The 25,554-nt window shown below is 65.6% G+C and carries 21 protein-coding genes; 13 read left to right on the forward strand and 8 right to left on the reverse strand.

Features of this window, described 5'->3' with window-relative positions:
• Positions 1-97: 97 nt before the first annotated feature.
• Positions 98-811, reverse strand: coding sequence for a response regulator transcription factor (locus J7360_RS02725; RefSeq protein WP_002811889.1), 714 nt, complete (start codon positions 809-811; stop codon positions 98-100).
• A 91-nt stretch (positions 812-902) separates the two neighbouring features.
• Positions 903-1,571, reverse strand: coding sequence for an arylesterase (locus J7360_RS02730; protein WP_209033202.1), 669 nt, complete (start codon positions 1,569-1,571; stop codon positions 903-905).
• Positions 1,572-1,674: 103 nt separating this feature from the next.
• Here J7360_RS02730 and J7360_RS02735 point away from each other — a divergent pair, with 103 nt between their 5' ends.
• The 7 genes from J7360_RS02735 (at position 1,675) to J7360_RS02765 (ending at position 9,164) form a co-directional block, all read left to right on the forward strand.
• Positions 1,675-2,280, forward strand: a complete 606-nt coding sequence (locus J7360_RS02735) for an ATP-binding cassette domain-containing protein (RefSeq protein ID WP_343237334.1) — start codon at positions 1,675-1,677, stop codon at positions 2,278-2,280.
• Entirely contained in the window at positions 2,277-4,760 is a 2,484-nt protein-coding gene (locus J7360_RS02740) for an FtsX-like permease family protein (RefSeq protein ID WP_209033206.1), read from the forward strand. The genes J7360_RS02735 and J7360_RS02740 overlap by 4 nt, the downstream gene beginning before the upstream one ends.
• 248 nt (positions 4,761-5,008) lie before the next feature.
• Positions 5,009-5,926, forward strand: a complete 918-nt coding sequence (locus J7360_RS02745) for a TauD/TfdA family dioxygenase (RefSeq protein WP_209033208.1) — start codon at positions 5,009-5,011, stop codon at positions 5,924-5,926.
• A gap of 40 nt (positions 5,927-5,966) precedes the next feature.
• Complete coding sequence (locus tag J7360_RS02750; protein WP_209033210.1) at positions 5,967-7,013, forward strand: ABC transporter substrate-binding protein; 1,047 nt, start codon at positions 5,967-5,969, stop codon at positions 7,011-7,013.
• 3 nt (positions 7,014-7,016) lie between these two features.
• A complete protein-coding gene (locus tag J7360_RS02755; RefSeq protein ID WP_057660509.1) occupies positions 7,017-7,850 on the forward strand; it encodes an ABC transporter ATP-binding protein in 834 nt (277 codons plus the stop codon).
• The gene (locus tag J7360_RS02760) at positions 7,847-8,731 is read left to right on the forward strand and encodes an ABC transporter permease (protein WP_033483786.1); all 885 of its coding nucleotides are present in this window, start codon (positions 7,847-7,849) and stop codon (positions 8,729-8,731) included. Before J7360_RS02755 ends, J7360_RS02760 begins: the two co-directional genes overlap by 4 nt.
• Before the next feature lie 79 nt (positions 8,732-8,810).
• Positions 8,811-9,164: a DMT family protein gene (locus J7360_RS02765; RefSeq protein WP_005910790.1), complete on the forward strand. Its 354-nt coding sequence runs from the start codon at positions 8,811-8,813 to the stop codon at positions 9,162-9,164.
• A gap of 126 nt (positions 9,165-9,290) precedes the next feature.
• Here the strand turns inward: J7360_RS02765 and J7360_RS02770 are convergent, their stop codons facing one another.
• The 5 genes from J7360_RS02770 to J7360_RS02790 all read right to left on the reverse strand — a co-directional run bounded on the left by J7360_RS02770 (position 9,291) and on the right by J7360_RS02790 (position 14,664).
• Positions 9,291-10,214 carry a DUF6607 family protein gene (locus tag J7360_RS02770; RefSeq protein WP_007972115.1) on the reverse strand — a complete coding sequence of 308 codons (924 nt, stop codon included), beginning with the start codon at positions 10,212-10,214 and terminating at the stop codon, positions 9,291-9,293.
• A 15-nt stretch (positions 10,215-10,229) separates the two neighbouring features.
• On the reverse strand, positions 10,230-10,799 hold the full coding sequence (locus tag J7360_RS02775; RefSeq protein ID WP_057660510.1) for a hypothetical protein: 570 nt from the start codon (positions 10,797-10,799) through the stop codon (positions 10,230-10,232).
• A 5-nt stretch (positions 10,800-10,804) separates the two neighbouring features.
• Positions 10,805-13,036: a TonB-dependent hemoglobin/transferrin/lactoferrin family receptor gene (locus tag J7360_RS02780; RefSeq protein ID WP_057660514.1), complete on the reverse strand. Its 2,232-nt coding sequence runs from the start codon at positions 13,034-13,036 to the stop codon at positions 10,805-10,807.
• Between the two features lie 265 nt (positions 13,037-13,301).
• Complete coding sequence (locus J7360_RS02785) at positions 13,302-13,541, reverse strand: hemin uptake protein HemP (RefSeq protein ID WP_003485179.1); 240 nt, start codon at positions 13,539-13,541, stop codon at positions 13,302-13,304.
• Positions 13,542-13,695: 154 nt separating this feature from the next.
• Positions 13,696-14,664 carry an aldo/keto reductase gene (locus J7360_RS02790; protein ID WP_033473935.1) on the reverse strand — a complete coding sequence of 323 codons (969 nt, stop codon included), beginning with the start codon at positions 14,662-14,664 and terminating at the stop codon, positions 13,696-13,698.
• Between the two features lie 901 nt (positions 14,665-15,565).
• Between J7360_RS02790 and J7360_RS02795 the strand changes: the two genes are divergently transcribed.
• The 5 genes from J7360_RS02795 to J7360_RS02815 all read left to right on the forward strand — a co-directional run bounded on the left by J7360_RS02795 (position 15,566) and on the right by J7360_RS02815 (position 22,750).
• Positions 15,566-16,864 (forward strand): nucleoside transporter C-terminal domain-containing protein, encoded by a 1,299-nt coding sequence (locus J7360_RS02795; RefSeq protein WP_057660516.1) that lies wholly within the window; start codon positions 15,566-15,568, stop codon positions 16,862-16,864.
• A gap of 90 nt (positions 16,865-16,954) precedes the next feature.
• Positions 16,955-17,905 (forward strand): ribokinase, encoded by a 951-nt coding sequence (locus J7360_RS02800; protein ID WP_017157336.1) that lies wholly within the window; start codon positions 16,955-16,957, stop codon positions 17,903-17,905.
• A 553-nt stretch (positions 17,906-18,458) separates the two neighbouring features.
• Entirely contained in the window at positions 18,459-20,813 is a 2,355-nt protein-coding gene (locus J7360_RS02805) for a glycoside hydrolase family 98 domain-containing protein (protein ID WP_057660518.1), read from the forward strand.
• An 82-nt stretch (positions 20,814-20,895) separates the two neighbouring features.
• On the forward strand, positions 20,896-21,894 hold the full coding sequence (dusB, locus tag J7360_RS02810; protein ID WP_057660523.1) for a tRNA dihydrouridine synthase DusB: 999 nt from the start codon (positions 20,896-20,898) through the stop codon (positions 21,892-21,894).
• 28 nt (positions 21,895-21,922) lie between these two features.
• Positions 21,923-22,750, forward strand: a complete 828-nt coding sequence (locus tag J7360_RS02815; RefSeq protein WP_209033212.1) for a class I SAM-dependent methyltransferase — start codon at positions 21,923-21,925, stop codon at positions 22,748-22,750.
• Here J7360_RS02815 and J7360_RS02820 read toward each other — a convergent pair.
• Positions 22,744-23,844 (reverse strand): metal-dependent hydrolase, encoded by a 1,101-nt coding sequence (locus J7360_RS02820; protein ID WP_209033214.1) that lies wholly within the window; start codon positions 23,842-23,844, stop codon positions 22,744-22,746. The genes J7360_RS02815 and J7360_RS02820 overlap by 7 nt on opposite strands.
• Before the next feature lie 243 nt (positions 23,845-24,087).
• Here J7360_RS02820 and metK point away from each other — a divergent pair, with 243 nt between their 5' ends.
• Positions 24,088-25,299 (forward strand): methionine adenosyltransferase, encoded by a 1,212-nt coding sequence (gene metK / locus J7360_RS02825; protein ID WP_007970627.1) that lies wholly within the window; start codon positions 24,088-24,090, stop codon positions 25,297-25,299.
• The last annotated feature ends 255 nt before the right edge of the window (positions 25,300-25,554 follow it).

Consider the following 25,554-nt stretch of genomic DNA (forward strand, 5'->3'; position numbering starts at 1 on the left):
GTCCTTCGTGCAACCAGCCGGCAGCACAGGAGATCGATCGGCGCGTGAGCGCCTGCACAGCGGCCGGCCGCCAGAACGGCGGCCGGCGCGCATGACATCACGCCATCGGTTGGGCGATGTCGGCGATGCGATAGCCGGCGCTCTGCACGGTGTGCAGCAGCGGACGGTCGAACGGCTTGTCGATGATCTTGCGCAGGTTGTACAGATGGCTGCGCAGGGTGTCCGAATCCGGCAAGCCATTGCCCCAGATTTCGCGCTCGATTTCCTGGCGGGTGACCACACGCGGCGACTCGCGCATCAGGATGGTCAACAGGCGCAGGCCGATCGGCGAAAGCTGCAGCTCGGTGCCGGCACGGGTGGCGCGCATGCTCACCGGGTCAAGCACCAGATCGGCGACCTTGAGCACTTCCGAGCCCACCTGGCGACGCTCGCGACGGATCAGGGCACGCAGGCGCGCTTCCAGTTCCTGAATCGCGAACGGCTTGGTCAGGTAATCGTCGGCACCGAATCCCAGGCCGGTGAGCTTGTCGTCCAGCGTATCGCGGGCGGTCAGCATCAACACCGGGGTGGACTTGCGTGCGTCGTTACGCAGGCGGCGACACACTTCGATGCCGTCCAGGCGTGGCAGCATGAGATCCAGCACGACCACGTCGTAGCTGTTCTCCGCTGCAAGACGATAGCCGTCCAGGCCGTCCTGCGCGTAGTCGACCTCGAAGCCACGGCCTTCCAGGTACTCGCCGATCATTTCGGAGATATTGCGGTTGTCTTCGACGACCAGCACGAGGCCGGACGTTTCCTTGGTCTGACGCATGGACTTTCCTCGGTATTCAGCTTTGTGAAACATGCCGGATCGCCGGTGGAAAGGGCGTGAAGACTGGCTCACGTTTTGCGTTGTCCGGCAATTAGCGGCCGAGCAGCGGGCGCAACGCCGGCCACACCGTCTCCAGCACCTTCGGTTGCGCAGCGGCGGTGGGGTGCAGACCGTCTGCCTGCATCAGGCCGGGCTGCAGCGCGACCTTTTCCAGGAAGAACGGCACCAGCGCGGTCTTGTACTGTTTGGAAAGGTCCGCATAGGTCGCCTTGAGCCGCTCGCGGTAGGCTGGGCCGTAATTGGGCGGTACGTCGATCCCGAGCAGCAGTACCTTGGCGCCGGCTTGCTGACTGAGCTGGATCATCTTTTCCAGATTGCCCTTGAGCTGGGCGGGAGTCAGCCCACGCAGCGCGTCGTTGCCGCCGAGTTCGATGACCACCACCCCGGGGCGGTGCTTTTCCAGCAGGCCCGGCAGCCGGGTCAGCGCGCCGGAGGTGGTTTCGCCGCTGATGCTGGCATTGACGACCGCCGGTGGCGTCGCCATGTCACGCTTCAGGCGTTGGTCCAATAAAGTCACCCAACTGGACTGCACCGGGATGTTGTGCGCAGCGCTCAGGCTGTCGCCGACGACCAGGATCGGCGCGGTGGCAACCGGACTTTTGGCAGAGGCGATCCCCGGCGCAAGCAGGGAGAGTGTCAGCAGCCACAGGACCAGCACGCCATATCGCAGTGTTCTTTCACGCATTCGGAGATTCCTCATCGACAGTCTGGCCCCCCGCTCTAGCACCCGCACCGCCATCGACGTTCGCGAGGTCGGCAAGTCCGTCAGTGGCCCGGAGGGAACGCTCCACATCCTCGACAACGTGAGCTTGACGGTCAGTGAAGGCTACAGCATCGCCATCGTCGGTGCGTCCGGTTCGGGCAAGACCACCCTGCTCGGCTTGCTGGCCGGGTTGGACCTGCCCAGCCGCGGCAGCATCGTGCTGGCGGGCCAGGACCTGGGCCAGCTCGACGAAGAGGCACGCGCCGCGCTGCGCGCCCGCGACGTCGGCTTCGTGTTCCAGAGCTTTCACCTGCTGCCGGCGCTGACTGCCGAAGAAAACATCGCACTGCCGCTGGAACTGGCCGGGCGCGAGGATTCCGCGCGGGTGCGCGAAGTCCTGGAGGCCGTGGGCCTGAGCGCACGTGCGCGGCATTATCCGCGCCAGCTGTCCGGCGGCGAGCAGCAGCGCGTGGCGTTGGCGCGTGCATTCGTGGCGCGCCCGCGCATCCTGTTCGCCGATGAACCCACCGGCAGCCTCGACCAGGCCACAGGCGCGCAGATCAGCGACCTGTTGTTCGCGCTCAATGCCACCAGCGACACCACGCTGGTCCTGGTCACGCATGACATGACGCTGGCGCAGCGTTGTCGCCACATCTACCGCATCGACAGCGGCCGCCTGCACGCACAGACCGGTCCGGCCGCATGAACGTCGTGCGACAAGCCGCGCGCGCAGTGCGCCGCGAATTCCTGGCCGGTGACCTGCTGACCGTGTTCGCCGCGCTGGTGCTGGGCGTGGCGGTGATGACCGCGGTGGGCACCCTGGTCGACCGGGTGACGCTCGCGCTGACCTCCAGCGCGGCCGAAGTGCTCGGCGGCGATCTGGGCGTGACCGGGCGGCAGGAAATCCCGGCCGACTTCGCCGAAGAAGCCAAACGACGCGGCCTGCAGAGTACGCGCATGGTCAGCTTCCCTAGCGTGTTGTTCCATGGCGATGCCAGCCAGATGGCCAATATCCGCGGCGTCGGCGCCGGCTACCCGCTGCGTGGGCAGTTGCTGGTGTCCAAGAACGGCACCGGGACGGAAGGCAGCGTCGCCAGCGCACCGCCGCCGGGCCAGGCCTATGCCGATCCGCGCCTGCTCGAAGCGCTGGGCCTGCGCGTAAGCGAGCAACTGGAATTCGGCGCCGGCCATCTGACCATCACCGGTGTGTTGCGCGCCGAACCCGATGCCTCCGGTGAGCTGATGCAACTCTCGCCGCCGCTGCTGGTCAATCGCGCCGATATCGAAGGCGCCGGCCTGCTCGGCCCCGGCAGCCGCGCCTCCTATCGGTTGATGTTCGCCGGCGCACCGGATGCCATCGCCGATTTGCGCGCTTGGTTGAAACCACGCGCCAGCGAGTATCGCTTGGTCGGTATCGAAGACACCCAGCGCGGCATGCGTGCAGCGTTTGATCGCGCCGGCCGCTTCCTGGCCTTGTCGGCGTTGCTGGCGGTGCTGTTGTCCGGCGTGGCCACGGCCCTGGCAGCGAACCGGTTTGCGATGCGACGCATCGACACCGTGGCGGTCCTGCGCTGCCTGGGTGCCCGCCAGCGCGACATCCTGGCGATGCTGTCGCTGCAATTGCTGCTGACCGCGATCCCGGCCTGCCTGGTCGGTATCGGGCTTGGCATGCTCGCGCAGGAAGGCCTGGTGCAGGCGCTGGGCAGTCTGATCCCGAACCGGTTGCCGCTGCCACAGGCCACCCCTGCCCTGGCCGGTGCCGGTATTGGCCTGGTGCTGTTGCTGGGCTTCGGCCTGCCGCCGCTGCTACGGCTGCGCAACGTGCCGCCGATGCGCGTGCTCAACCGCAGCTTTGCTGCAGTGCCGCCCAGCTCGCTGCTGGTGTATGGCGCAGCCCTGGCCGCCACGCTGGCGCTCACCGTCTATGCCACCGGCAATCTGATGTTGGCCGGCTGGGTGCTGGGCGGCCTGGCCGCGCTGGCACTGGTGGCGATGTTGCTGGGGCTGGCCCTGCTCGCGTTGCTGCGACCGATCCAGCACCGCCTGCGCGGGGCCTGGAAACTTGGCCTGGCCTCGCTGACCCGGCGCTGCGGCTTGAGCGTGGTGCAGCTGGTCGGGCTGTCGCTGTCGTTATGCGCGCTGTTGCTGCTGGCGGTGGTCGGCCCGGGCCTGCTCGGTCAATGGCGCGACCGCCTGCCGGCGGACACGCCCAACTACTTCCTGATGAACATCCAGCCCGAACAAACCCAGCCGGTGCTGCAGACGCTGCGCGGTCTGGGGGTGAACGATGCGGCCGTGGAGCCGTTCTCCACCGGGCGCCTGGTCGCCATCAACGACAAACCGCCGGTGCGCGGCGACCGCGACCCGGCCGACGATGGCGACGGCGACAACCGCCCGGTGAATTTCTCCTGGCGCCATGCATTCCCGCCCGCAAATACGCTGCTGCAGGGCAAGTTCTGGGCGGCCGACAGCACCGCGGCGGAAGCCTCGGTGGAAGAAGGCTGGGCGCAGCGCTACCAGCTCAAACTGGGCGATCGCATCACCTTGCTGCTGGGCGAACAGCAACGCACGTTCACCGTGACCAGCATCCGCAAGGCCGACTGGGATTCGTTCCGGGTCAACTTCTTCCTGCTGCTCAATCAAGGGTCGGTCGGCGATGCGCCGTACAACCTGATTTCCGCCTTCCACCTGCCGCCGGGCAATGCGTCCAAGCTGGCGGCGCTGAGTCGCGACTATCCGAACATTTCGTTGCTGGATATCGACGCCATCCTTGGGCGCGTGCGCGAGGTCATCGACCAGGTGGCACAGGCGGTGCAATTGGTGATGGGCTTCAGCCTGCTGGCCGGCGTGCTGGTGTTGCTGGCCGCGTTGCAGGCCACCGCGGGCGAACGCCGTTACGACAGCGCGGTGTTGCGCACCCTGGGCGCACGCCGTGGCCAGCTACGCGGTGCGGTGCTGGTGGAATTCGGCGCGCTTGGCTTGCTGGCGGCGACGCTGGCAGTGTCCGCTGCGGCCGTGATCGGCGCGGTCGTGGGGACGCAGGCGTTCGAGATTGCGTTGACGCCGGATTGGCCGCGACTGCTGCTCGGCGGCGCATTCGGGCTGGCGTTGAGCCTGTTGGCGGGTTGGTCGGGCACCCGGCGCATCTTGTCCACGCCGCCGGCGTTGGCATTGCGGAGCGAGTAAGCACGGGTAACACGCGTCGCATGCGGGCAACGGCGTGCGACGCGCGGCCTGGTAGCTGGGCTGCAGGCCAGGTAACGGACGCCGTGGCGCGCCGCGTGAGACGCCTCGCCCGTCGCTGAGTGCAGCATATGTCTGCAGCGCATAAGCACCTTGCAAATCGTACGTTCGCAGCGGTGGCACGACTGCCTACAGTGGTGTGTCCGGCCGCCGGCCCAGGCGGCCTTTCGTTGCCGTCGAGGTGCCACGCCATGGCCAGCATCACTTCCGCAGCGCGCGTGCACACGCCGCGCGATGCGTCCTCCCCCGTGCAGACCTCCAGTGTCCGGATCGTGCCCTTCGACGCGCCGCTGGGCGCTGAGGTGATCGGCCTGGACCTTGCGCAACCGCTGGATGCCGCCACCTTCGCGCGTATCCATCGCGCGCATCTGGATCACCACGTGCTGGTGTTTCGCGATCAACGCATCACACCGGCGCAGCAGGTGGAATTCAGCCGTCGCTTCGGGCCGCTGCAGATCCATGTGCTGCGCAACTTTCAACTGCGCGGGCAGCCGGAAGTGCTGGTGGTGTCCAACATCAAGGAGAACGGCGAGCTGATCGGCATGGGCGACGCCGGGCATTACTGGCACTCGGATCTGTCGTACAAGCAAACCCCGAGCCTGGGGTCGCTGCTGCATGCGCAGGAGTTGCCCAGCGAAGGCGGCGACACGCTGTTTGCCAACCAGCACCTGGCATGGCAGACGCTGCCCGAATCGCTCAAGCGCACGGTGCAGGACCTGCGTGCCGAACACAGTTATCTGGCCAAGTACGAAGAGTTGCGCGCCCGCAATCCGTGGCGCCCGGCACTGACGCCGGAGCAGATTGCCGAAGTGACGCCGGTGCAGCACCCGGTGGTGCGCACGCATCCGGAAACCGGCCGCAAGGCGCTGTTCGTCAGCGAGCATTTCACCACTCGCATCGTCGGCCTGCCCGAGGACGAAAGCCGCGCGCTGTTGCAGACGCTGTTCGAACACTCCACGCATGCTGCGCTGGTGTATCGGCATCGCTGGCAGCCGCGCGACATGGTGTTCTGGGACAACCGCTCGGTGATGCATCTGGCTGCGGGTACGCCGGATCATCTGCGCCGTCGGCTCAACCGCACCACCATCGAAGGCGATGCGCCTTTTTGAGCATCACCTGTTCCCTCCCCCTTCTCGACTGGAGCGCCGCATGCGTTTGACCGTCTCTTCCCACGCTCCTTTGCCGCACCGGCGTTTTTCGCGGCGCATCGCGCTGTTGGTGTTGGCCACGTTGCCGCTGTTGCATAGCGCGCATGCGCAAGCCGAAGGCAAGCTGCGGATCGCCAAGCAATTCGGCATCGTTTACCTGCTGCTGGACGTGGCGCAGGACCAGAAGTTGATCGAACAGCAGGGCAAGGCCGCCGGCGTGGACATCGACGTGCAGTTCCTGCAGCTCTCCGGCGGGGCGGCGGTCAACGATGCGTTGTTGACCGGTTCGATCGATGTCGCCGGTGCCGGCGTCGGCCCGCTGTTCACCATCTGGGACCGCACGCGCGGCCGCCAGAATGTCCGCGGCGTCGCCTCGCTGGGCAATTTCCCGTACTACCTGATCAGCAACAATCCGCGCATCAAGTCCATCGGCGATTTCACGCCGAAGGACCGCATTGCAGTGCCGGCGACAGGTGTCTCGGTGCAGTCGCGGTTTCTGCAGCATGCCTCGCAACAACGCTGGGGCGACAAGGGCACCCATCAGCTCGATGCGCTGCAGGTCGCGTTGCCGCATCCGGATGCCGCCGCGGCGATCATCCGTGGGCGCAGCGAAATCACCGCGCATTTTGCCAGTCCGCCGTTTCAGGAGCAGGAACTGGCACGCAACCCGGCCGCGCATATCGTCACCCGTTCGTACGAGATCGAAGGCGGCCCGTCGTCGGCAACGGTGCTGTACGCCACGGAAAAATTCCGCAAGGACAATCCCAAGACCTATCGCGCATTTGTCGCCGCGCTGGACCAGGCAGCAAAGTTCGTCACTGCCCATCCGGAGCAGGCAGCCGATATCTTCCTGCGTCGTAATGGCTCGGGCATCGACCGCGCGTTGGTGCTGCAGATCCTCAAGGATCCGAAGGTGCAGTTCACCGTGGCGCCGCAGAACACGCTGGGGCTGGGCAAGTTCATGCAGCACAGCGGGGCGATCAAGCAGGCACCGGGCAAGGTGGGCGATTACTTTTTCGACGACCCGCTGATTGCGGGCGGGAGCTGAGCGATGTCGACGCCCCTGCTGCAGGTCGATCATGTCAGCCTGGAATATGCCTCCGCCCAGCGCGTGGTGCGCGCGACCCATCGCGTGCGCTTCGATGTGCACGAAGCCGACCGCTTCGTGCTGCTCGGGCCATCGGGCTGCGGCAAATCCACATTGCTCAAGGCGGTTGCCGGTTTCGTTACGCCGCGCGAAGGACAGATCCGTCTGGAGGGGCATGCGGTCACCGGCCCCGGGCCCGACCGGGTCGTCGTATTCCAGGAATTCGATCAGTTGGCGCCATGGAAAACCGTGCGCGAGAACGTGGTGTTCGGGCTGCGCGCGGCGCGCAAGCTCGGCCGCGCCGAAGCGCGCGAGCGGGCAGACGAAAGTCTGGCCCAGGTCGGGCTGAGCGGATTTGCAGATGCCTACCCGCACACCTTGTCCGGCGGCATGAAGCAGCGCGTGGCCATTGCACGCGCCCTGGCGATGCGTCCGCGTGTCCTGCTGATGGACGAACCGTTCGCGGCACTGGATGCGCTGACGCGTTCGCGCATGCAGGAGCAGGTGCTGGAATTGTGGGAACAATTGCGCTTCACGCTGCTGTTCGTCACCCATTCCATCGAAGAGGCCTTGGTGGTCGGCAACCGGGTCTTGCTGTTGTCGCCGCACCCGGGCCAGGTGCGCGCCGAACTCAACGCGCACGCCTTCGGCCCGCACAGTGCCGGCAGCGTGGCATTCCAGCAGACCGCGCAGCGTATTCACCGGTTGCTGTTCGATCTGCCCGATGAAACGCTGGATGACGACAAGGTGGCACCGCTGCGTCGCCCGTCCCTGCGCCAACGCGAGGCGCTGACATGAGCCGCAGCACTGCAAGCGCATTGCCGCCGATTCCACCGGTGCGACCCGAGTACGAAGTGGCGCTGACGCCGCTGGACCCTGCCCTGGTTGCCGCGACCACGCCCACGCGTTGGCAGGCACCGCCGTGGCTGCGCAAGGCACTGGTGCTGGCGGTCTTGGTCGCGGCATGGGAAATCGCCGCGCGGCTGGTCGGCGACGATCTGATGCTGCCCGGCGCAGGGCAGACCGCGCGCGCGTTCTACGACGGGCTGCTGTCCGGCGAACTGCTGCGCCGGGTCGGTGCCTCATTGCGCGTGCTGGCGCAGGGTTATGCGCTGGGCGTGCTGCTGGCGTTCGTGCTGACCGCACTGGCCGCTTCCACACGCTGGGGCCGCGATGTGCTCGGCACGCTGACCGCCATGTTCAACCCGCTGCCGGCCATTGCGCTGTTGCCGCTGGCCTTGCTGTGGTTCGGGCTGGGCACCGGCAGCCTGGTGTTCGTGCTGGTGCACTCGGTGCTGTGGCCGCTGGCGCTGACCACCTACGCCGGCTTCCAGGCAGTGCCGGACACGCTGCGCATGGCCGGGCGCAACTACGGCCTGCGCGGCCCGCGCTATGTGGCGCAACTGCTGATTCCGGCAGCGCTACCGGCGATCCTGTCCGGGCTGAAGATCGGATGGGCGTTCGCCTGGCGCACCTTGATCGCTGCCGAACTGGTCTTCGGCGCCACCTCCGGCCAGGGCGGCCTGGGCTGGTACATCTTCCAGAACCGCAACGAGCTTTATACCGACAAGGTGTTCGCGGGGCTGGCGATGGTGATCGTGCTGGGATTGCTGGTGGAGGGCGTGGTGTTCCAGGCGGTCGAGCGGCTGACGGTGCGCCGCTGGGGCATGCAGCGCTAGAGCGGCCTCGGCGGTCCGGTCGCGTGCGCTTAACGAGGTTGGCTTATGCTTCGGCCCCCATTCTCTGCCGCTCGCCGCCATGCCCACTGCCCCCTTCACCGCCTACCTGTATCCGGTCCTGCTGCTGATCGCCAGCAACGTGTTCATGACCTTCGCCTGGTACGGACACCTGAAGTACAAGACCACGCCGCTGATGATCGCCATCCTGGTCAGCTGGGGCATCGCGTTTTTCGAATACTGCCTGCAGGTGCCTGGCAACCGTCTGGGCAGCGCGGTGTATTCGGCGCCGCAGCTCAAGGGCATGCAGGAAGTGATCACGCTGCTGGTCTTTGCCGGTTTCTCCACCTTCTACCTGGGGCAGTCGCTGAAGTGGAACCATTGGGCCGCGTTCGGCCTGATCCTGGTGGCGGCGTTTTTGATGTTCAAGGAGTAACGACAAGCGCCGTCTCGCTCCTAGGAGCGCACCCGGGCGCGACCTCGCAAGCGCGTCCCGCGGCGCGATTGGCCTTATCGGGAATGCCATGTCGCGCCCGGATGCGCTCCTGCGGCATCGGGGTGCCTAGTTCGCCGCCTCGACCCACTGCGCGAACACCGCATCGATTTGCGCGTCCTTGACCCGCTTGCCCTTCTGCACTGACTCGGCCTGCTCGAACATCGGCACGATCATCGCCATGCCGTCCGGCTTGGTTTTCAGATGCAGGCCCGGTGGTGTTTGCAGGAATGAGGCCCAGCGCGTGCGCACCCGGGCCCAATAGGCTTGGGTGCCCTTCCAGTACGCATAGGCCGGGGCGAAGTCCACCTCGGTGGTCTTGCGGTAATCGTTGAAGCCGAACTCGCGCGCAATCGTTTCCTGGGTGCCGTCGGGCTTGCGCAACACCTTGGTGTTGAATTGTTCGTGGGTCCAGCCATTCGGCGTCAGCGTGTGCCGGTTGATCACCGATAGCGCGTTGTAGTCGCTGCGCTTGGTGTACTCGCGCCGCGGCAACGGGCGCCAGCTTAGATCGCTGGTCCAGGTGGGGTGGCCATCGGCGTAGTCCCAGCGGCCGGTGCCGCAATAACGTGGCGCGTCGCTGACTTCATACACGCATTGGGTCCAGGCACCGGCGCTCACGGCCGGCGGCAGCGCGTGCACCGTCCAGGTCTGCTCGGCGGTGAATTCAAACCGTTGCGGTGCCTCGAAGGTCCAGTCCTGCCGCCAGTGCTTGGTCACATGCCCGGTCTTTTCGTCGACCAGCACGTGCTGCAGCACCAGCTTGCGCGGCGAATCCTCCACCACGATGACCACTTCGCTGGCGCCGCTGCGCATCGCCGAGGCACGCTCGTAGCCGGGCTTGAGCAGCACGGTTTCGTCGAAGGCAAAGTCCACCGCGTATTCGCCCTGCATCGCCAGGATGCTTTGCCGATCACGCTGAGCATCGGCGGCGGCAAGCAACGGCAACAGGCTCAGTGTGGCGGCAACACAGCGGGAGAACAATCGGCTCATCGGCACTCTCGGTTTTCATCGGGGAACATCAGGGGCGTGCGCGCAGCAGCAACAGTCGTCCACGACCACGCGGCCGTCGATGCCCTCTTCGCGCGCCAACCGTGCAGCAACCTCAGCGCCCAGCGCAGAGACGGTGGCCAGGCTGGCGGTGATGGGATGCTCGTGGCTGGCCGCAGGCTGCAAGCGCAGTGCGCTCAAGCGCCATGCATCGCCGCGCATGCGCCCGGCCAGGCGGCGCCATAGCCGTTCGCCGACGCCCAGTTGGTGCGTGTCCATTGGCAGTGGTGGCAGCCGCGAGACCAGGCGGTCCCAGCTCAGGAAATCGCTGTCCGGCAACAGGCAGAGCCGCCAGCAGCAGTGTCCTGCGACATCGAAGAACCAGATGCTTTCGTGCACGCCGTCGCTATCCACCCGACGGGACGCGGCCGCAGCGACTGCGTGCTGCCAACCATCCAGTTCGTTGCCCAACGCTGGCCGATACAGGCAGAGTACCGTCCCCAGGGCAGCCAATTGCTGTGGTCGCGGCAGTGCCGCGCAGGTCGCGCGTGCATGCAAGGACAACGGGACTGCGCGGACGTTGGGCATGGCCGCTACCAGTTCACGGCCAGGCTGACCGAAGCGGTGCGCCCGGCGCCGGTGAAGCGGTCCAGCACCGTGCTGCTGGCCAGCGTGCCGTTAGGCAGCGCGTTCCAGTCCACGTAACGGCGATCGGCCAAATTGAAGATGCCGGCAGTGACCTTGGCGCCAGGCGCGAATTCCCAGTGGCCCATCAGATCCAGCGTGGCGTAGCCGGCCGGAGCGTAGTAGCTGTCCAGCTGCGGGCGACGTTTGCGGGCCACAAAGGTGCCGATCAATTCCGCCCCCCAGCGCTCGCCGTCGAAGGCCACGCCAAGCGTGCCGCGCAACGGGTCGACCGAATTGAGCGGGGTGCCGTCGGTGAGGTTGTCGCCTTCCGCATAGGCAACCGCACTGTTCACCGACCAGCCCTGCCAACCCGCCAGCGCGCCCAGATCGATCCCGCCGCGCGCTTCGGCGCCCTTGATCACTACATCGTCCACGTTGCGTGACTGGAACAGCGCCAGCCCGTCGGCATTCACGCCAGCCGGCGCATACGATTCGATGAAGTTGCGGTAGTCGGTGTAGTACACGGCGAGCCCGAAATAGCCGACCGCATCGTTGAAACGCAGGCCAAGTTCGCCACCGCGACTGGTCTCCGATTTCAGGTCCGGATTGGCGATGGCGGTATAGCGCGCCTGCAGATTGGTGAAGCCGATATTGACGTCGTTGTACGGCGGCGCGCGAAAGCCATGCGCATAGTTGGCGTACGCCGACCACGCATCGGAGAACCGCCACACCGCGCCGAACTTGGGCGAGAGCTGGGTGTCGTCGAGAGTCTCAGCGGCCACGCCTGGATTGTCCTCGCGGAAGATATCGTCCACCTGCGGCGACAGGCGGAAATCATCCACGCGCACGCCCGGCGTCAGCGACAAGCGGCCATCGAGCAGGCCGATTTCGTCCTGCGCATACAACCCGAGCTTGGTGGTTTCGCTCATGGGAAAATCGCGCACCGGGAACACGTCCTGACCGACGCGGTTGGTCACCACGCCATTGGCCAGATTGACCGAATAGCCGTCGCGCTTGGCCCGCGTGTCGGTCCAGGTGCCATCCAGGCCATAGGTGATCTGGTGACTGAGCGTGTCGGTGTCGATGAATTTATGCGCGTTCACCAGCAGCCCGTAAACACGCTGATCGAAGGTGTGTTCGTTATGCCGGCGCGTGTTGTTGCCACGCAACTCGTTGGTGCGCTGCAGGCTCTCGCTATCCTGGCGATACAGTTGCCACTGCAGATCGTCGGCCAATGCGGAATCCAGCGCATCGATTTCATGCCGCAGCGATACCCGCGCACGGGTCTGATGATCGCGTCCCTGCTGCGACAGGATGCGCAGCGAAGCAGTCGGGCTACGCGTGTCGACTCCCGTCAGCGCGTCGATGCGGCCGTAGTCTTCGTTGCCTTCGACGGTGAATTTGAAGCGCTGTTGCGCGCTAGGCGCGTACACCAGTTTGGCGAGCACGCTGCGGCCATCGATGCGCTGCGGATTGGCCGCGGTGCGGGTGAAATCGCGGCTGCGGTGATCGCCCTGGTTTTGCGTTTCCTGACCCTGGCGATGACTCACCGCCACCATGCCGCTCCAGCGTTCGCCACCGAACGCGCCGGTGGCACCGGCGAACAATCCATTCCAGTCGCCTTCATAGCCGAACTTCAGGCCGACGTAGCTGTGCTTGGCGGCGCTCAGATAGTCCGACGGATCCTTGGTGACGAAGGCGACCACACCGCCCAATGCGTCCGAGCCGTACAACGAACTGGCCGGTCCGCGTACCACTTCCACGCGCTTGAGCGTTTCCAGGTCGACGAAGTTGCGGTTGGCGTTGAGATAGCTGCCGAAGCTGAAGCTGTCCGGCACCGGCACGTTATCCACCAACATCGCCACGCGGTTGCCATCCAGCCCGCGGATGCGGATGCCGCTGGCACCGGTGAAGCGGCCGCTGGTGCTGGTGACCGATACCCCCGGCGTGTAGCGGAACAGGTCCTTGAGTTCGCGCACCAGTTGGTTGTCGAGCTGTTCGCGATCGATCACATCCACCGTGCTGGGCACATCCACCAGTGCGCGCTGGGTGCGTGTGGCGGTGACCTGTAGCCGATCGAAGTCGTGCACCTCACGCGCAGCCTCCGCTCCGGCATCGCGTTCGGCAGCACGGGCACACAGGGAAATAGCAGGCAGCGCCAGCGACAGCGCGACCACCAGCGGATGCAGGCGGATCATCCGGAACCTTTACGCGTCCCCGGCAGCGCGCGTTGCGGCATAGGCCGCGCGCGGCAGGGAAGAGGGAGTGGAGTGGCGGGCGGCGGCGGCAGCGCCCGCTGCGATCTTTGCGCACACGCATCGAGCGAGTGCGGCAGATGGGATGCGATGGCCATCGAGCGTTGCGCGCGGAGCAGGATCGCGTCATCGGCACTCAAGGCGCACGATGAGCGTTGCGGCAGCGGCTGCGCACAATGGCTGTGCGCAGCCCAGTTCGTGGCTGGAATTACTTGGTCAGGATCAGCTTGTCGTTGCTGGTGTGGCGCAGGCGATAGACGCGATCGCCGTGCTGGATCAGCACTTCACGCCGGCCCTTGAGCAGCGCCTCGCTGCTGATGAGGTCTTCGGCGGGCACGGCACGCGGCGTGGCGCGGTCGCGCAGATTGACCGGTTCGGAGCGAAGCAGCACGGGGTGAGCGGTCATGATCTGGTTCTCCAGTCGGTTGGCCAGACAAATAATAACCATTCTCATTTAATGATCAAGAGCCATTCTCATTTGATGAGCCTGATCTTTGAATTGCTCTCTGATTTTCGATTCATGACACAAATCGATGGGTGTCGATGGTTCAGCTGCGGCGACCGCCACAAGACATCCACCGCAGCACGCGATCGACCCAGGCTCAGCGCGTGCTCGACTCCACCCGCGCCCAGCCGGCGTCATCGACCTGATCCAGGGTGTCCAGGGCACCGAGGTTTTCTTCCAGCTGCGTGACCCGGCTCGCGCCCAGGATCACGCTGGACACATGCCGGTTGCGCAGGCACCAGGCGATGGCCAACTGCGCCGGCGACTGGCCAAGCTCGGCCGCCACCGCACAGAACGCGCGGGCGCGCTCCAGCCGGCGCGCTTCAGGCGCGCCCAGCACTTCGTCCTGCAACCATTGGTTGCCCGGCTGGCCCAGCCGGCTGTCGGCCTCCACGCCCGCGTTGTACTTGCCGGTCAGCAGGCCCGAGGCCAGCGGCGACCAGATCGTGGTGCCCAGCCCGTTCTCGCACAGTGGCGCGTATTCGCGCTCCAGCCGCTCGCGGTGCAGCAGGTTGTATTGCGGCTGTTCCATCGCCGGCGCATGCAGATGTTCGCGTTCGGCAATGGCGAAGGCCTCGCGCAACTGCGCGGCGCTCCATTCGGACGTGCCCCAGTACAGCACCTTGCCCTGGCGGATCAGCGCATCCATGGCGCGTACGGTTTCCTGGATCGGGGTCTCCGGATCCGGTCGATGGCAGTAATAGAGATCCAGGTACTCCACGCGCAGGCGCTTGAGCGCGGCGTGACAGGCATCGGTGACATGCTTGCGCGAGAGCCCGCGCTGGGTCGGCCGCGGGCTGTCGACCGCACCGAAGAACACCTTGCTCGACACGCAAAAGCCATCGCGCGGCAAACGCAGATCGGCGATCACATCGCCCATCACTTCCTCGGCGCGACCGCGCGCGTAGACCTCGGCGTTATCGAAGAAGTTGATGCCGTTGTCCCAGGCGGCGGCAATCAGATTGCGCGCTTCGCTGCGCCCGATCTGTTTGCCGAAAGTGACCCAGGCCCCGAACGACAAGGCCGATAGCTGCAGCCCGGTGGAACCCAGACGACGGTAAAGCATGGCGAACTCCCACAACCTCCAGGGCACCTGCCCCGGACCGGAGTGCGCAGTGTAGTCGGGCAGGCACAGCGCGCGACGTGTACGGCGCCGTACATCGACCTGTTCCCGGCTCGACTGCCTGTTCGCAGCACCGCCTGCACTGCGCATGCACCGTGATCGGTGCTTGCGTCGGTGCTGGTCTGCCGTTGGTGGTTACCTGCACCGAATGCTTCGGCTTGCATGGGCGTTTCCACACCTACATGCGTGATGCGTCACCATCAATCCACAGGTGACAGACGCGACGCCTTGCTGCAGCGACTGCTTGCCGGTAACAGGCAAAATCGCCGGCGTGTGGCGTCGCAATCAGGGTGGGGCCATTGGTGGCATGCATGCGCCAGCCAGCCGCATGGACGGATTGACGGCGTGCCCCGACACCGGATGCGGCACCGTGCCTGGATACACCAGCGCATGACGCCGGCGGACATGCGTGCAACGGTCAGCAGCACTCGCGCACAAACGCCAACAGTCCCAGGCCATCTGCGCCAGAGACACCCCGCCCAATGAAGCGGATACAGCAACGACAGCCGTAGCAGTCGCAGCAGTAGATCGAATCACGCGCTTCAGCCACTGCAGGCTGCGCGGCAGTTCCCCCGAACGCTGACGCATGACGGTGAACACCTCATTCGGGCGCGGCCACGACAGCCGCCAGCCGCGCCGCCACGCTGTGAAATGCCGCCACCTCGTCCAAGCGAACTCCCGACTTTGCGCAAGCACGGTCCCACGGCGCGCCAACGCGGGCCTGCCCGAGCCCGCCGCCTCTCGCCTGTGGGTCGACCGAGGCCATCTGAATGCCCCTCGCCTTGCCCCCTGTCACCCCCTGCTCTAGGCTTCCCGTTTTGCCATCAGCAGCCCGGGGATTGGAATGGTCGAAGGTTTGGGAAGGATCGGTTTCGGCCTGTTCGGTCTGGCGGTGCTCATCGGCATCACCTGGCTGTTTTCGAGCAACCGCCGCGCGATCGACTGGAAGCTGGTCGCCACCGGTCTGGCCCTGCAGATTTCGTTCGCCGCACTGGTGCTGCTGGTGCCGGGCGGGCGCGACGTGTTCGACGCGCTGGGCAAGGGCTTCGTCAAGGTGCTGAGTTTCGTCAATGAGGGGTCCACCTTCATTTTCGGCAACCTGATGAACATCGACAGCTACGGCTTCATCTTTGCGTTCCAGGTGCTGCCCACCATCATTTTCTTCTCGGCGCTGATGGGCGTGCTTTACCACCTGGGCGTGATGCAGATGGTGGTGCGTGCGATGGCGTGGGCAATCACCAAGGTGATGCGCGTTTCCGGTGCGGAAACCACCAGCGTGTGCGCCAGCGTCTTCATCGGCCAGACCGAAGCGCCGCTGACGGTGCGCCCGTATATCCCCAAGATGACCCAGTCCGAGCTGCTGACGATGATGATCGGCGGCATGGCGCATATCGCCGGTGGCGTGCTGGCTGCATACGTCGGCATGCTCGGCGGCAGCGATCCGGCGCAGCAGGCGTTTTATGCCAAGCATCTGCTGGCCGCCAGCATCATGGCCGCGCCCGCCACGCTGGTGGTCGCCAAGCTGTTGGTGCCGGAAACCGGCACTCCGCTGACCCGCGGCACGGTGAAGATGGAAGTGGAAAAAACCACCAGCAATGTCATCGATGCGGCTGCGGCCGGTGCCGGCGACGGCCTGCGCCTGGCGCTGAACATCGGCGCGATGCTGCTGGCCTTCATCGCGCTGATTGCGCTGATCAACGCACCGCTGACCTGGCTGGGCGAGGTCACCGGCGCCGCCGCGCTGCTGGGCCGCCCGACCAACCTGTCGACGATCTTCGGCTACGTGCTGGCGCCGATCGCCTGGGTGATCGGCACCCCGTGGGTGGATGCCACCACGGTCGGTTCGTTGATCGGTCAGAAGGTGGTGATCAACGAGTTCGTCGCCTACAGCGAGCTGTCGCGCATCGTCAAGGGCGAATTGCCGGGCGTGGGCCTGAGCGCCGAGGGCCGCCTGATCGCCACCTACGCGCTGTGCGGCTTCGCCAATTTCAGCTCGATCGCGATCCAGATCGGTGGGATCGGCGGGCTGGCGCCGGAACGTCGTCACGATCTGGCCAAGTTCGGCCTGCGCGCGGTGCTCGGCGGTTCGATCGCCACCTTCATGACCGCTACCATTGCCGGTGTGCTGTCGCATTTCGGTTGAGGCGGTGCGGGTTCATCGGCGTGACGGTCTAATCACTGCACGCCGCGTTTCATCCAGTCATTCAAGTCAGTCATTCAAGGCAAGGTATTTATGAGTTCGGTCGTCGTTGTCGGGTCCTTCAATGTCGATCACGTGTGGCGCTGCGATACCTTGCCGGTGCCGGGCGCGACCATCGCCGGGCGCTACAGCACCGGCCCGGGTGGCAAGGGCTTCAATCAGGCGGTTGCGGCCGCACGTGCTGGCGCCAAGACGCATTTCCTGTGCGCACTGGGCGATGACGCCGGTGGTGCGCTGGCGCGCTCGCTGGCCGCGCAGGACGGCTTTGCGCTGATCGCCGAGCCCAGCAACGAACCGACCGGCACCGGCGGCATCTATGTCGACGGGCATGGCCGCAACACCATCGTGATCGGTGCCGGCGCCAACGCCGTGTTGAGCCCGGCCTTCATCGAGAATCAACGCCCGCTGGTCGCTGCGGCAAAGGTGCTGCTGGCGCAGCTGGAATCCCCGGCCGAGACGGTCGAGTCTGCCCTGGCGTTGGCGCACGAATGCGGCGTGCTCACCGTACTCAATGCCGCACCGGCCAATGCACCGACCTCGATTGGCCTGCTCAAGCTTTCGGATGTGCTGACGCCCAACGAAACCGAATTCGCCGCACTGCTCGGTCGCCATGTCGGCGAGCGCATCAATGCCGACGACGTCGCCGCGCTGGACGGCAATACGCTGCATTCGCTGTGCCGCAAGCTGCTGCCGGGCGGTACCGTGGTGGTGACGCTGGGCGCGGTGGGCGCCTTCATTTCGCACGCCGAAGAACAACTGCGCGGCGACACCCAGGCGCATTACCGCGTGGGCGCGGAAAGCGCGCAGACCATCGACACCACCGGTGCCGGCGACGCGTTCAACGGTGCGCTGGTTGCCTCGCTGGCGCAGGTACCGGCTGCAAGCTTCGCCACCCACGTGCGCTTTGCCACGCGTTATGCGGCGCGCTCCACCGAAGTGGAAGGTGCGGCGGTATCGATGCCGCGGCTACGCGCGGACGAGTGAGACCGCGGCTCATTGCGATTGGCGTGCGCCACAGGCGCACGCCATCGACACCGCACCCACGCTGGCGTGCCCTGGTTTTCTGCAAGCATGCGCGCGCATGTCTCGTACCAACGATGACTGTGGCTAGCGGCTAGCGGCCTCTTACCGCGTCGAGTCGAGTCGCGTCGCACCGCATCGCGCCGAGCGATGTGACACTGCCATGACTGCATATCTGTTTTCGCCGCGCTGCGCACGCGCTGCTGCCGACCTCACGCCACCAGCTGCGCCATCGCAGCGCCACGTGACCCAGCGCTGTTTTCTGTGTTCGAAAAGCGAAAGCGCATCGCATAAAGCGCGCTGACCGGCTGCACGCGCTAGCGCGTTGTCTGCGCTTGCCTACTATCGCCGCACCACCGGGCGCACCACGACCATTGCCTGCTGTCATGCGAGGACGCTCCTGGCGGCGCGGCTTGCCGAGATGCGGCTGCATCGTCGACTGGCGCACCACCGCGTCACGCAATGCAGTCACGCGTGTGCCTGGCCCTGCCCCCTCCCAAGCTCAACGGAACAACCGATGATCCTGCGTCGATCGCGCTCGCCATTCCTGCTGCCCTGCGTCTTGCTGCCCTGCCTACTCAGCTCCTGCGGCGGCGAGGATGCCGCCGATGCCGTCGCCGCTGCGACCCCATCGCCGGCGGCGACGGTCACCGTGAGTGCCCCGCGCGCCATGCCGCCAGCCACGACGCAGGCGTCCACGGCAACGGCGAGCGCCAGTACCGACCCGGCATTCCGGCGCAGCCTCGCGCCCGACAAGCCGATGTTCGTGATCCATGCCGACACCTGGAACGCCGCCGATCCGCAGAAGATCATCGACCTGATTCCTGCAGACCTGCGTCCTTACACGGTGCTGCTGATCTCGCTCTCGATCAGTCACAACGGCGCCACCAACAATCAGTGCAACTGGAACCAGGTGGAGAACGGCATCGAGACGGCACGCTCGTGGATCAAGACCGCGGCAGCCAACGGCGTCTGGGCGATGGTCCAGCCTTCCAGCGGCGGCTTCAGCCACTTCCCCGACTATCCCAACGGCACCGATCTCGAATCGACGGTGTACGGTGAATTCTTCCGCGACTATCCGAACTTCCTTGGCTTCAACTATGCCGAGCAGTTCTGGGGATTCGATCAACCGTGCTCGGTGTCGGCGGCGCAGCGCTGGGAGCATTGGGCCAACCTGCTCAAGCTGACCAACAAGTACGGCGGCTATCTGGCGGTGAGCTTCACTGGCGGCTTCTGGGGCGCCAACATCAATCCGCTGGCGATGGTCAAGCGTAACGATGCCTTGCGCAGCTCGCTCACCAGCTATGCCAAGAACTTCATCATCGAAGAAAAGTTCACGATGAACTATGGCTACCACGACATCGAAAGTGTCAGCCTGGGCATGTTCTTGTCGGGATTCGCGGGCCATTACGGCATCCGTCCGGACAGCAGCGGCTGGTACGCCGCCGATGGCAGCGCCTATCCGATCCCGGCAGGCGCCCCGCATCTGATCGAGCACCTGACGCTGACCGGCGAAACCTACTTCGACGGCCCGGAACTGATCTGGACCGACAGCGTGCAAAGCCTGCCCAACGGCACCACCGCCGACGGCTACAACACCCGTCGCTGGCAGTTCTTCCCGCAGTTCAAGAACATCCACATGGATGTCTATCGCAAGATCCTCGACGGCACCTTGCACATCCTCGATCGCCAGCAGGTCATCGACCGCACCAAGGTCGTGGTGGTCGACGATGTCACCACCGGTAACGACCGTGCCGTGTACGCGACGCCAGAGACGCTGTTCTCCGGTCTCTACCTGATGGATGACGACGGCACGTACCTCAACCAGCACAGCTGGTACAAGAAGACCGGGCGCTACCCCGCCATTCCCACCGTGTGGCAGTTGAACGACGACCTGGCCAAGTCCTTCCCTGTACAGATCAAGCGCAGCGCATACGACAGCCGCTGGCCCTCCATCGCCGCCAAGACCCAGGAATTGAATGCGCTGTTCCCGCAGGAATCCACCGGCGACCTCTACGTCGGGCGCCAGGACAACACCTGGGTCACCTACAACCCCTACAAGACCAACAAGACCAACAAGACCGCCAGCGGTGCGTTCAACCTCAAGTACAACAGTTGCGCCGCGCTCAGCATGACGTATGGCCCCTACACCACGGGCGTGGTCAAAGAGTTCGCCAACTCGGTGTCGATCTACCTGACCAATTTCGATTCCGAAACCGGCCCGCTCAAGACCGACACCATCGCCATCAGCGGCGCCAGCAGCACGCCGACCTATACGTTTACCGATCGCGGCGAGCACCAGCCCAGTAGTGTGACCGCCACACCCAGCAACGGGGGTCTGACTCTGAACGTCGCCCACAACGGGCCGCTGGACATCACCATCCAGTGCTCCGGCGCGGCTACCGGGCGCGCAAGTGCCGCGGCGGTCACGCCACTGCAGGCACCGGCCGCGCCGCCGGCCTATACGGGCGTGCGGCAATACGAGGCGGAGAACTTCGACTTCCTGCGCATCGGCAGCCTTGTCGCCAATGGTGTCTCCGGCGCGGTGCACAACTTCCAGGGCCTGGGATATGTCGACTTCGGCGGCAATCCCGGCGCACGTCTGCGGACCACTATCAACGTGCCGCAGGCCGGAACCTACACGTTGGCCACGCGCTATTCCGCACCGGGCGCCAGCGTCGCCACCGTGGACCTGTACGTCAACGGCGTGCGTGTCGGTACCCCGGCCTTCGCCCAGACCAGCTCGGCCAGCGATTGGGCCAGCAGTCCGCTGACGGCGACCTTGAATGCCGGCGATAACGTGGTCGAGTACCGCGCCAGCGCGGGCACCCAGGCCAAGCTGTACCTGGATAATTTGGCCGTCTCGCAGTAGGCGATACCAGCGGCGGTGCCGGCCCGGCCGCCGCAGGGTTGGCGGTACGAAGGGCTGTCACCGCTGACGTTACACTAGCGCCATGCAGATCGGCCCCTACTCCATCGCTCCGAAGGTGATCCTCGCGCCCATGGCGGGCGTCACCGACAAGCCGTTCCGGCTGCTGTGCAAGCGGCTGGGCGCGGACCTGGCGGTGTCGGAAATGACCATTTCCGACCCGCGTTTCTGGGGCACGCGCAAATCGCTGCACCGCATGGATCATGCCGGCGAGCCGGACCCGATCAGCGTGCAGATCGCCGGCACCGAGCCGCAGCAACTGGCCGAGGCAGCGCGCTACAACGTCGACCACGGTGCGCAGTTGATCGACATCAACATGGGTTGCCCGGCCAAGAAGGTCTGCAACGCCTGGGCCGGCTCGGCGCTGATGCGCGATGAAGACCTGGTGGCGCGCATCCTGACCGCGGTGGTACAGGCAGTGAACGTGCCGGTGACGTTGAAGATCCGCACAGGTTGGGATTGCGACCACCGCAACGGCCCGACCATCGCGCGGATCGCGCAGGACTGCGGCATCGCCGCGCTCGCCGTACACGGGCGCACCCGCGACCAGCATTACACCGGCAGCGCCGAGTACGCGACGATTGCGCAGATCAAGGACGCGCTGCAGATCCCGGTGGTTGCCAATGGCGATATCGACTCGCCGCAGAAAGCCGCCCAGGTGCTGCGCGACACCGGCGCCGATGCGGTGATGATCGGCCGCGCCGCGCAAGGCCGCCCGTGGATCTTCGGCGAAGTGGCGCATTTCTTGGCCACCGGCGAGGTATTGCCGCCACCGTCGCTGGCGTTCGTGCGCGACACCTTGCTCGGCCACCTGGAAGCGCTGCACGCGTTTTATGGCCAACCGCAGGGCGTGCGCATCGCACGCAAGCATCTGGGGTGGTATGCCAAGGACCATCCGCAAAGCGCCGACTTCCGGGCGGTGGTCAATCGCGCCGAAACCCCCGACGCGCAGTTGATCCTGACGCGCGATTACTTCGATGCCTTGATCGCCGGCGTACCGCCCGCACTATCGGACGCTGCCTGAGGTTTTCTGTCCTGCTGGAGCCGCACGCATGAGCGCACCGAGCGACACCCCGACCTATCTGCACGGCTTTTCCGCCACCGAACAGGCCCGTCTGCTCAAACAGGCACGCTTGCTGGAAACCACGCTGTTCAATGAGATCGACTACAGCGGCGCGCGGCGCCTGCTGGAAGTGGGCAGCGGCGTCGGCGCACAGACCGAAATCCTGTTGCGCCGTTTTCCCGAGCTGCATGTCACCGGCGTGGATTTGAGCGAAGCGCAACTGGGCGCGGCACGCGCAAACCTCGAGCGGCTGGCATGGTGCCGCGCGCGCTACACCCTGCAACAGGCCGATGCCAGCGACCTGCCGTTCGAAGCGCGCCAGTTCGATGCGGCGTTTCTGTGCTGGGTGCTCGAACACGTGCCCTCGCCTGCGCGCGTACTCAACGAAGTGCGGCGCGTGCTGCTGCCCGGCTCGCCGGTGTATGTGACCGAGGTGATGAATGCCTCGTTCCTGCTGCACCCGTATTCGCCCAACCTGTGGCGCTACTGGATGGCCTTCAACGATTTCCAGCACGACCAGGGTGACGACCCGTTCGTCGGCGCCAAGCTGGGCAACCTGCTGCTGGCCGGGGGCTTTCGCGATGTGCACACCCAGATCAAGACGCTGCACTTGGACAACCGCGAACCGGGCCGGCGCAAGACCATGATCGGGTTCTGGGAAGAAGTGCTGCTCTCGGCGGCCGACCAATTACTGCAGGCCGGCGCGGTCGAGGCCGCCACCGTGGAGGGCATGCACCGCGAGCTGGCGCAGGTGCACAGCGACCCGGACGCCGTGTTTTTCTATTCGTTCGTGCAGGCGCGCGCCACGGTCTATTGAGTGGCCGATGCGGGCGCGGCGACCGGGGGGCCGATATGTTCCAGGTCGCCGGTCAGCACGGTGCTGCGCGGTTCGTGCCAGATGCGATGCCACATCTGCCCCAGCACCGCGCCGATCTGATCGCGGGCCACCGGCGCACGGTACGCCGCCTGCACCTGCCGCGGCACGATCGGCTGCCAGGTTCCGTTGTCGCGATGGGCCACCACGAAGTTGAAGTTGTAGTCCGGTTCCAGGCCCATGCGCAGGTCGCTGAGCATCAGGTCATCGTCGACCAGGCGCGCGCGCATGAAGCCGCGATTGAACCAGGTCAGCCGACGCACCGAATCGAAGCTGGCCACTTCGCCCAAAGCCTGGGTGTTGCTGGAAAACCCACGGAAGTGCATCGGGCCGGTGTCGGCCACCAGCGAACGCTCGCCGATGACATAGCCGTTGGGCGTCATCGCCACCACGCGCCACAGCAAGGTGTTGAGCGGCATCGGGACCGAGAACCGCGGCGCATCGGCCAGGCCCATCGCCGCCAGCGCACGGTCGGCCTGGCGGTCGACCAGTTGCTTGGCAATCAATGACCAGCCCAGATACGCGGTACTGGCCACCAACCCGATCACCAGCACGTGTTGCGCAAGCGGGCGCGCACGCGCAAACCAGGCCACCGCACAGGCGAGCAACAGCCACAACGTGTAGGCCGGGTCGATGATGAACACGCTCGACCACATCGTCGGATGCGGCTGCAACGGCCACCACAGCTGGGTGCCGTAGACAGTGAACGCATCCAGCAGCGGATGCGTGATCAAGGCCAGCTGGATCGCCCAGAACCAGCGCGTGGGTGCGCTGGCCACGCGTCCATTGCCGTAGCGGCGGAACAGCCACCAGATCAACCAGCCCACCAGCGGCAGCACGAACAACGAATGGCTGACGCTGCGGTGCACGGTCATCAGGGTGACCGGGTCGTCGGTCAGCGGCAGCAAGGCCAGCGCGTCGAGGTCGGGCAAGGTGCCCAGTGCCGCGCCGGCCAACAAGGCGACGCGCCGCTGTCCGGGCGGCGCGATGGCGGCAGCGATGGCGCCGCCAAGAACGATCTGGGTCAATGAATCCATCGGCCGATGCTAGCAGGCCGGACATGCACGGATCGGGATGTTCGACGCGGCATACGGCCGGCCGGCACCGCTGCGTCACCGGCCAGTTAATCGTCACCGCAATGCACAGGCCCGTGCTTCCGGCCAGGGGACCGACGTCGGCTTAACCCCAAAGCGATCCATTCAGGCGCACAATGCAACCGACACACGGGGCGTGTATCATCCGCACCCATCTTTTCATCCGAATTAAGGGATATAAGCCTGATGTCCAGCTACCTGTTCACCTCCGAATCGGTCTCCGAAGGCCATCCGGACAAGATCGCCGACCAGATCTCCGACGCAGTGCTGGACGCCATCCTGGCCCAGGACAAGCGCGCCCGCGTGGCCTGCGAGACGATGGTCAAGACCGGCGTTGCGATCGTGGCCGGCGAAGTGACCACCAGTGCCTGGATCGATCTGGAAGCGCTGACCCGCAAGGTCATCCTGGACATCGGCTACAACAGCTCCGAGGTCGGCTTCGACGGCGAGACCTGTGGCGTGCTCAACCTGATCGGCAAGCAGTCGCCGGACATCAACCAGGGCGTGGATCGCAAGAACCCCGAGCAGCAGGGTGCGGGCGACCAGGGCCTGATGTTTGGCTATGCCACCAACGAAACCGACAGCTTCATGCCGGCGGCGATCCACCTCTCGCACCGCCTGGTCGAGCAGCAGGCCAAGATCCGCAAGAAGAAGAACTCGGCGCTGTCCTGGCTGCGTCCGGACGCCAAGTCGCAGGTCACCCTGCGCTATGAAGACGGCGTGGCGACGGCGATCGATGCGGTGGTGCTGTCGACCCAGCACGACCCGGGCGTGAAGCAGAAGGACCTGATCGAAGCGGTGCGCGAGGAAATCCTCAAGCCGGTACTGCCGGCCAAGTGGCTGCACAAGGGCACCAAGTTCCACATCAACCCGACCGGCAAGTTCGTGATCGGCGGCCCGGTGGGCGATTGCGGCCTGACCGGTCGCAAGATCATCGTCGACACCTACGGCGGCTGGGCGCGTCACGGTGGTGGCGCGTTCTCCGGCAAGGATCCGTCCAAGGTCGACCGTTCGGCTGCCTATGCCGCGCGCTACGTCGCCAAGAATGTGGTGGCCGCCGGCCTGGCCGACCGTTGCGAAGTGCAGGTCTCCTACGCTATCGGCGTGGCCGAGCCGACCTCGATTTCGGTCACCACCTTCGGCACCGGCAAGATTGCCGACGAGCAGATCGAAAAGCTGATCCGCAAGCATTTCGACCTGCGTCCGTTCGGCATCATCCAGATGCTCGACCTGATCCACCCGATGTATCAGCAGACCGCGTCTTACGGCCACTTCGGCCGCAAGCCGAAGGACTTCACCTACACCGACGGCACCGGCGCGCAGCACAGCGCGACCTCGTTCTCGTGGGAAAAGACCGATCGCGCCGACGCACTGCGTGCGGCCGCCAAGCTGAAATAATCGCCCCGCTCCTGCGGGAGCTAGGTAGACGCATAACGACTGGGCCGCTGATGCGGCCCAGTTGCGGTTTTGGGGTCGTCGGTGGGTTGCCCACGCCAGGAAGTGGCAGGTTGCGAAGGCATCGGCTAACGGCGGACCCGCACGCGTACGGGCGTGACGAAATAGAGTCTCTCTCCCCGCGTGAGAGAGATTGGGGTGAGGGTAAGGGGCGAAGCCACTCACCTGCCGAATCGCACGTGGCTGCGCACGCGCCCT

It is taken from the genome of Xanthomonas sp. D-99 (assembly GCF_017746145.1).
GTDB lineage: Bacteria > Pseudomonadota > Gammaproteobacteria > Xanthomonadales > Xanthomonadaceae > Xanthomonas > Xanthomonas cissicola.

Bases quoted from the DNA above. Each gene is read 5' to 3' on its own strand.
- J7360_RS02725 (WP_002811889.1), bottom strand. From the start codon at position 811: ATGCGTCAGACCAAGGAAACGTCCGGCCTCGTGCTGGTCGTCGAAGAC.
- J7360_RS02730 (WP_209033202.1), bottom strand. From the start codon at position 1,571: ATGAGGAATCTCCGAATGCGTGAAAGAACACTGCGATATGGCGTGCTG.
- J7360_RS02740 (WP_209033206.1), top strand. From the start codon at position 2,277: ATGAACGTCGTGCGACAAGCCGCGCGCGCAGTGCGCCGCGAATTCCTG.
- J7360_RS02745 (WP_209033208.1), top strand. From the start codon at position 5,009: ATGGCCAGCATCACTTCCGCAGCGCGCGTGCACACGCCGCGCGATGCG.
- J7360_RS02750 (WP_209033210.1), top strand. From the start codon at position 5,967: ATGCGTTTGACCGTCTCTTCCCACGCTCCTTTGCCGCACCGGCGTTTT.
- J7360_RS02755 (WP_057660509.1), top strand. From the start codon at position 7,017: ATGTCGACGCCCCTGCTGCAGGTCGATCATGTCAGCCTGGAATATGCC.
- J7360_RS02760 (WP_033483786.1), top strand. From the start codon at position 7,847: ATGAGCCGCAGCACTGCAAGCGCATTGCCGCCGATTCCACCGGTGCGA.
- J7360_RS02765 (WP_005910790.1), top strand. From the start codon at position 8,811: ATGCCCACTGCCCCCTTCACCGCCTACCTGTATCCGGTCCTGCTGCTG.
- J7360_RS02770 (WP_007972115.1), bottom strand. From the start codon at position 10,214: ATGAGCCGATTGTTCTCCCGCTGTGTTGCCGCCACACTGAGCCTGTTG.
- J7360_RS02775 (WP_057660510.1), bottom strand. From the start codon at position 10,799: ATGCCCAACGTCCGCGCAGTCCCGTTGTCCTTGCATGCACGCGCGACC.
- J7360_RS02780 (WP_057660514.1), bottom strand. From the start codon at position 13,036: ATGATCCGCCTGCATCCGCTGGTGGTCGCGCTGTCGCTGGCGCTGCCT.
- J7360_RS02785 (WP_003485179.1), bottom strand. From the start codon at position 13,541: ATGGTTATTATTTGTCTGGCCAACCGACTGGAGAACCAGATCATGACC.
- J7360_RS02790 (WP_033473935.1), bottom strand. From the start codon at position 14,664: ATGCTTTACCGTCGTCTGGGTTCCACCGGGCTGCAGCTATCGGCCTTG.
- J7360_RS02795 (WP_057660516.1), top strand. From the start codon at position 15,566: ATGGTCGAAGGTTTGGGAAGGATCGGTTTCGGCCTGTTCGGTCTGGCG.
- J7360_RS02800 (WP_017157336.1), top strand. From the start codon at position 16,955: ATGAGTTCGGTCGTCGTTGTCGGGTCCTTCAATGTCGATCACGTGTGG.
- J7360_RS02805 (WP_057660518.1), top strand. From the start codon at position 18,459: ATGATCCTGCGTCGATCGCGCTCGCCATTCCTGCTGCCCTGCGTCTTG.
- dusB (WP_057660523.1), top strand. From the start codon at position 20,896: ATGCAGATCGGCCCCTACTCCATCGCTCCGAAGGTGATCCTCGCGCCC.
- J7360_RS02815 (WP_209033212.1), top strand. From the start codon at position 21,923: ATGAGCGCACCGAGCGACACCCCGACCTATCTGCACGGCTTTTCCGCC.
- J7360_RS02820 (WP_209033214.1), bottom strand. From the start codon at position 23,844: ATGGATTCATTGACCCAGATCGTTCTTGGCGGCGCCATCGCTGCCGCC.
- metK (WP_007970627.1), top strand. From the start codon at position 24,088: ATGTCCAGCTACCTGTTCACCTCCGAATCGGTCTCCGAAGGCCATCCG.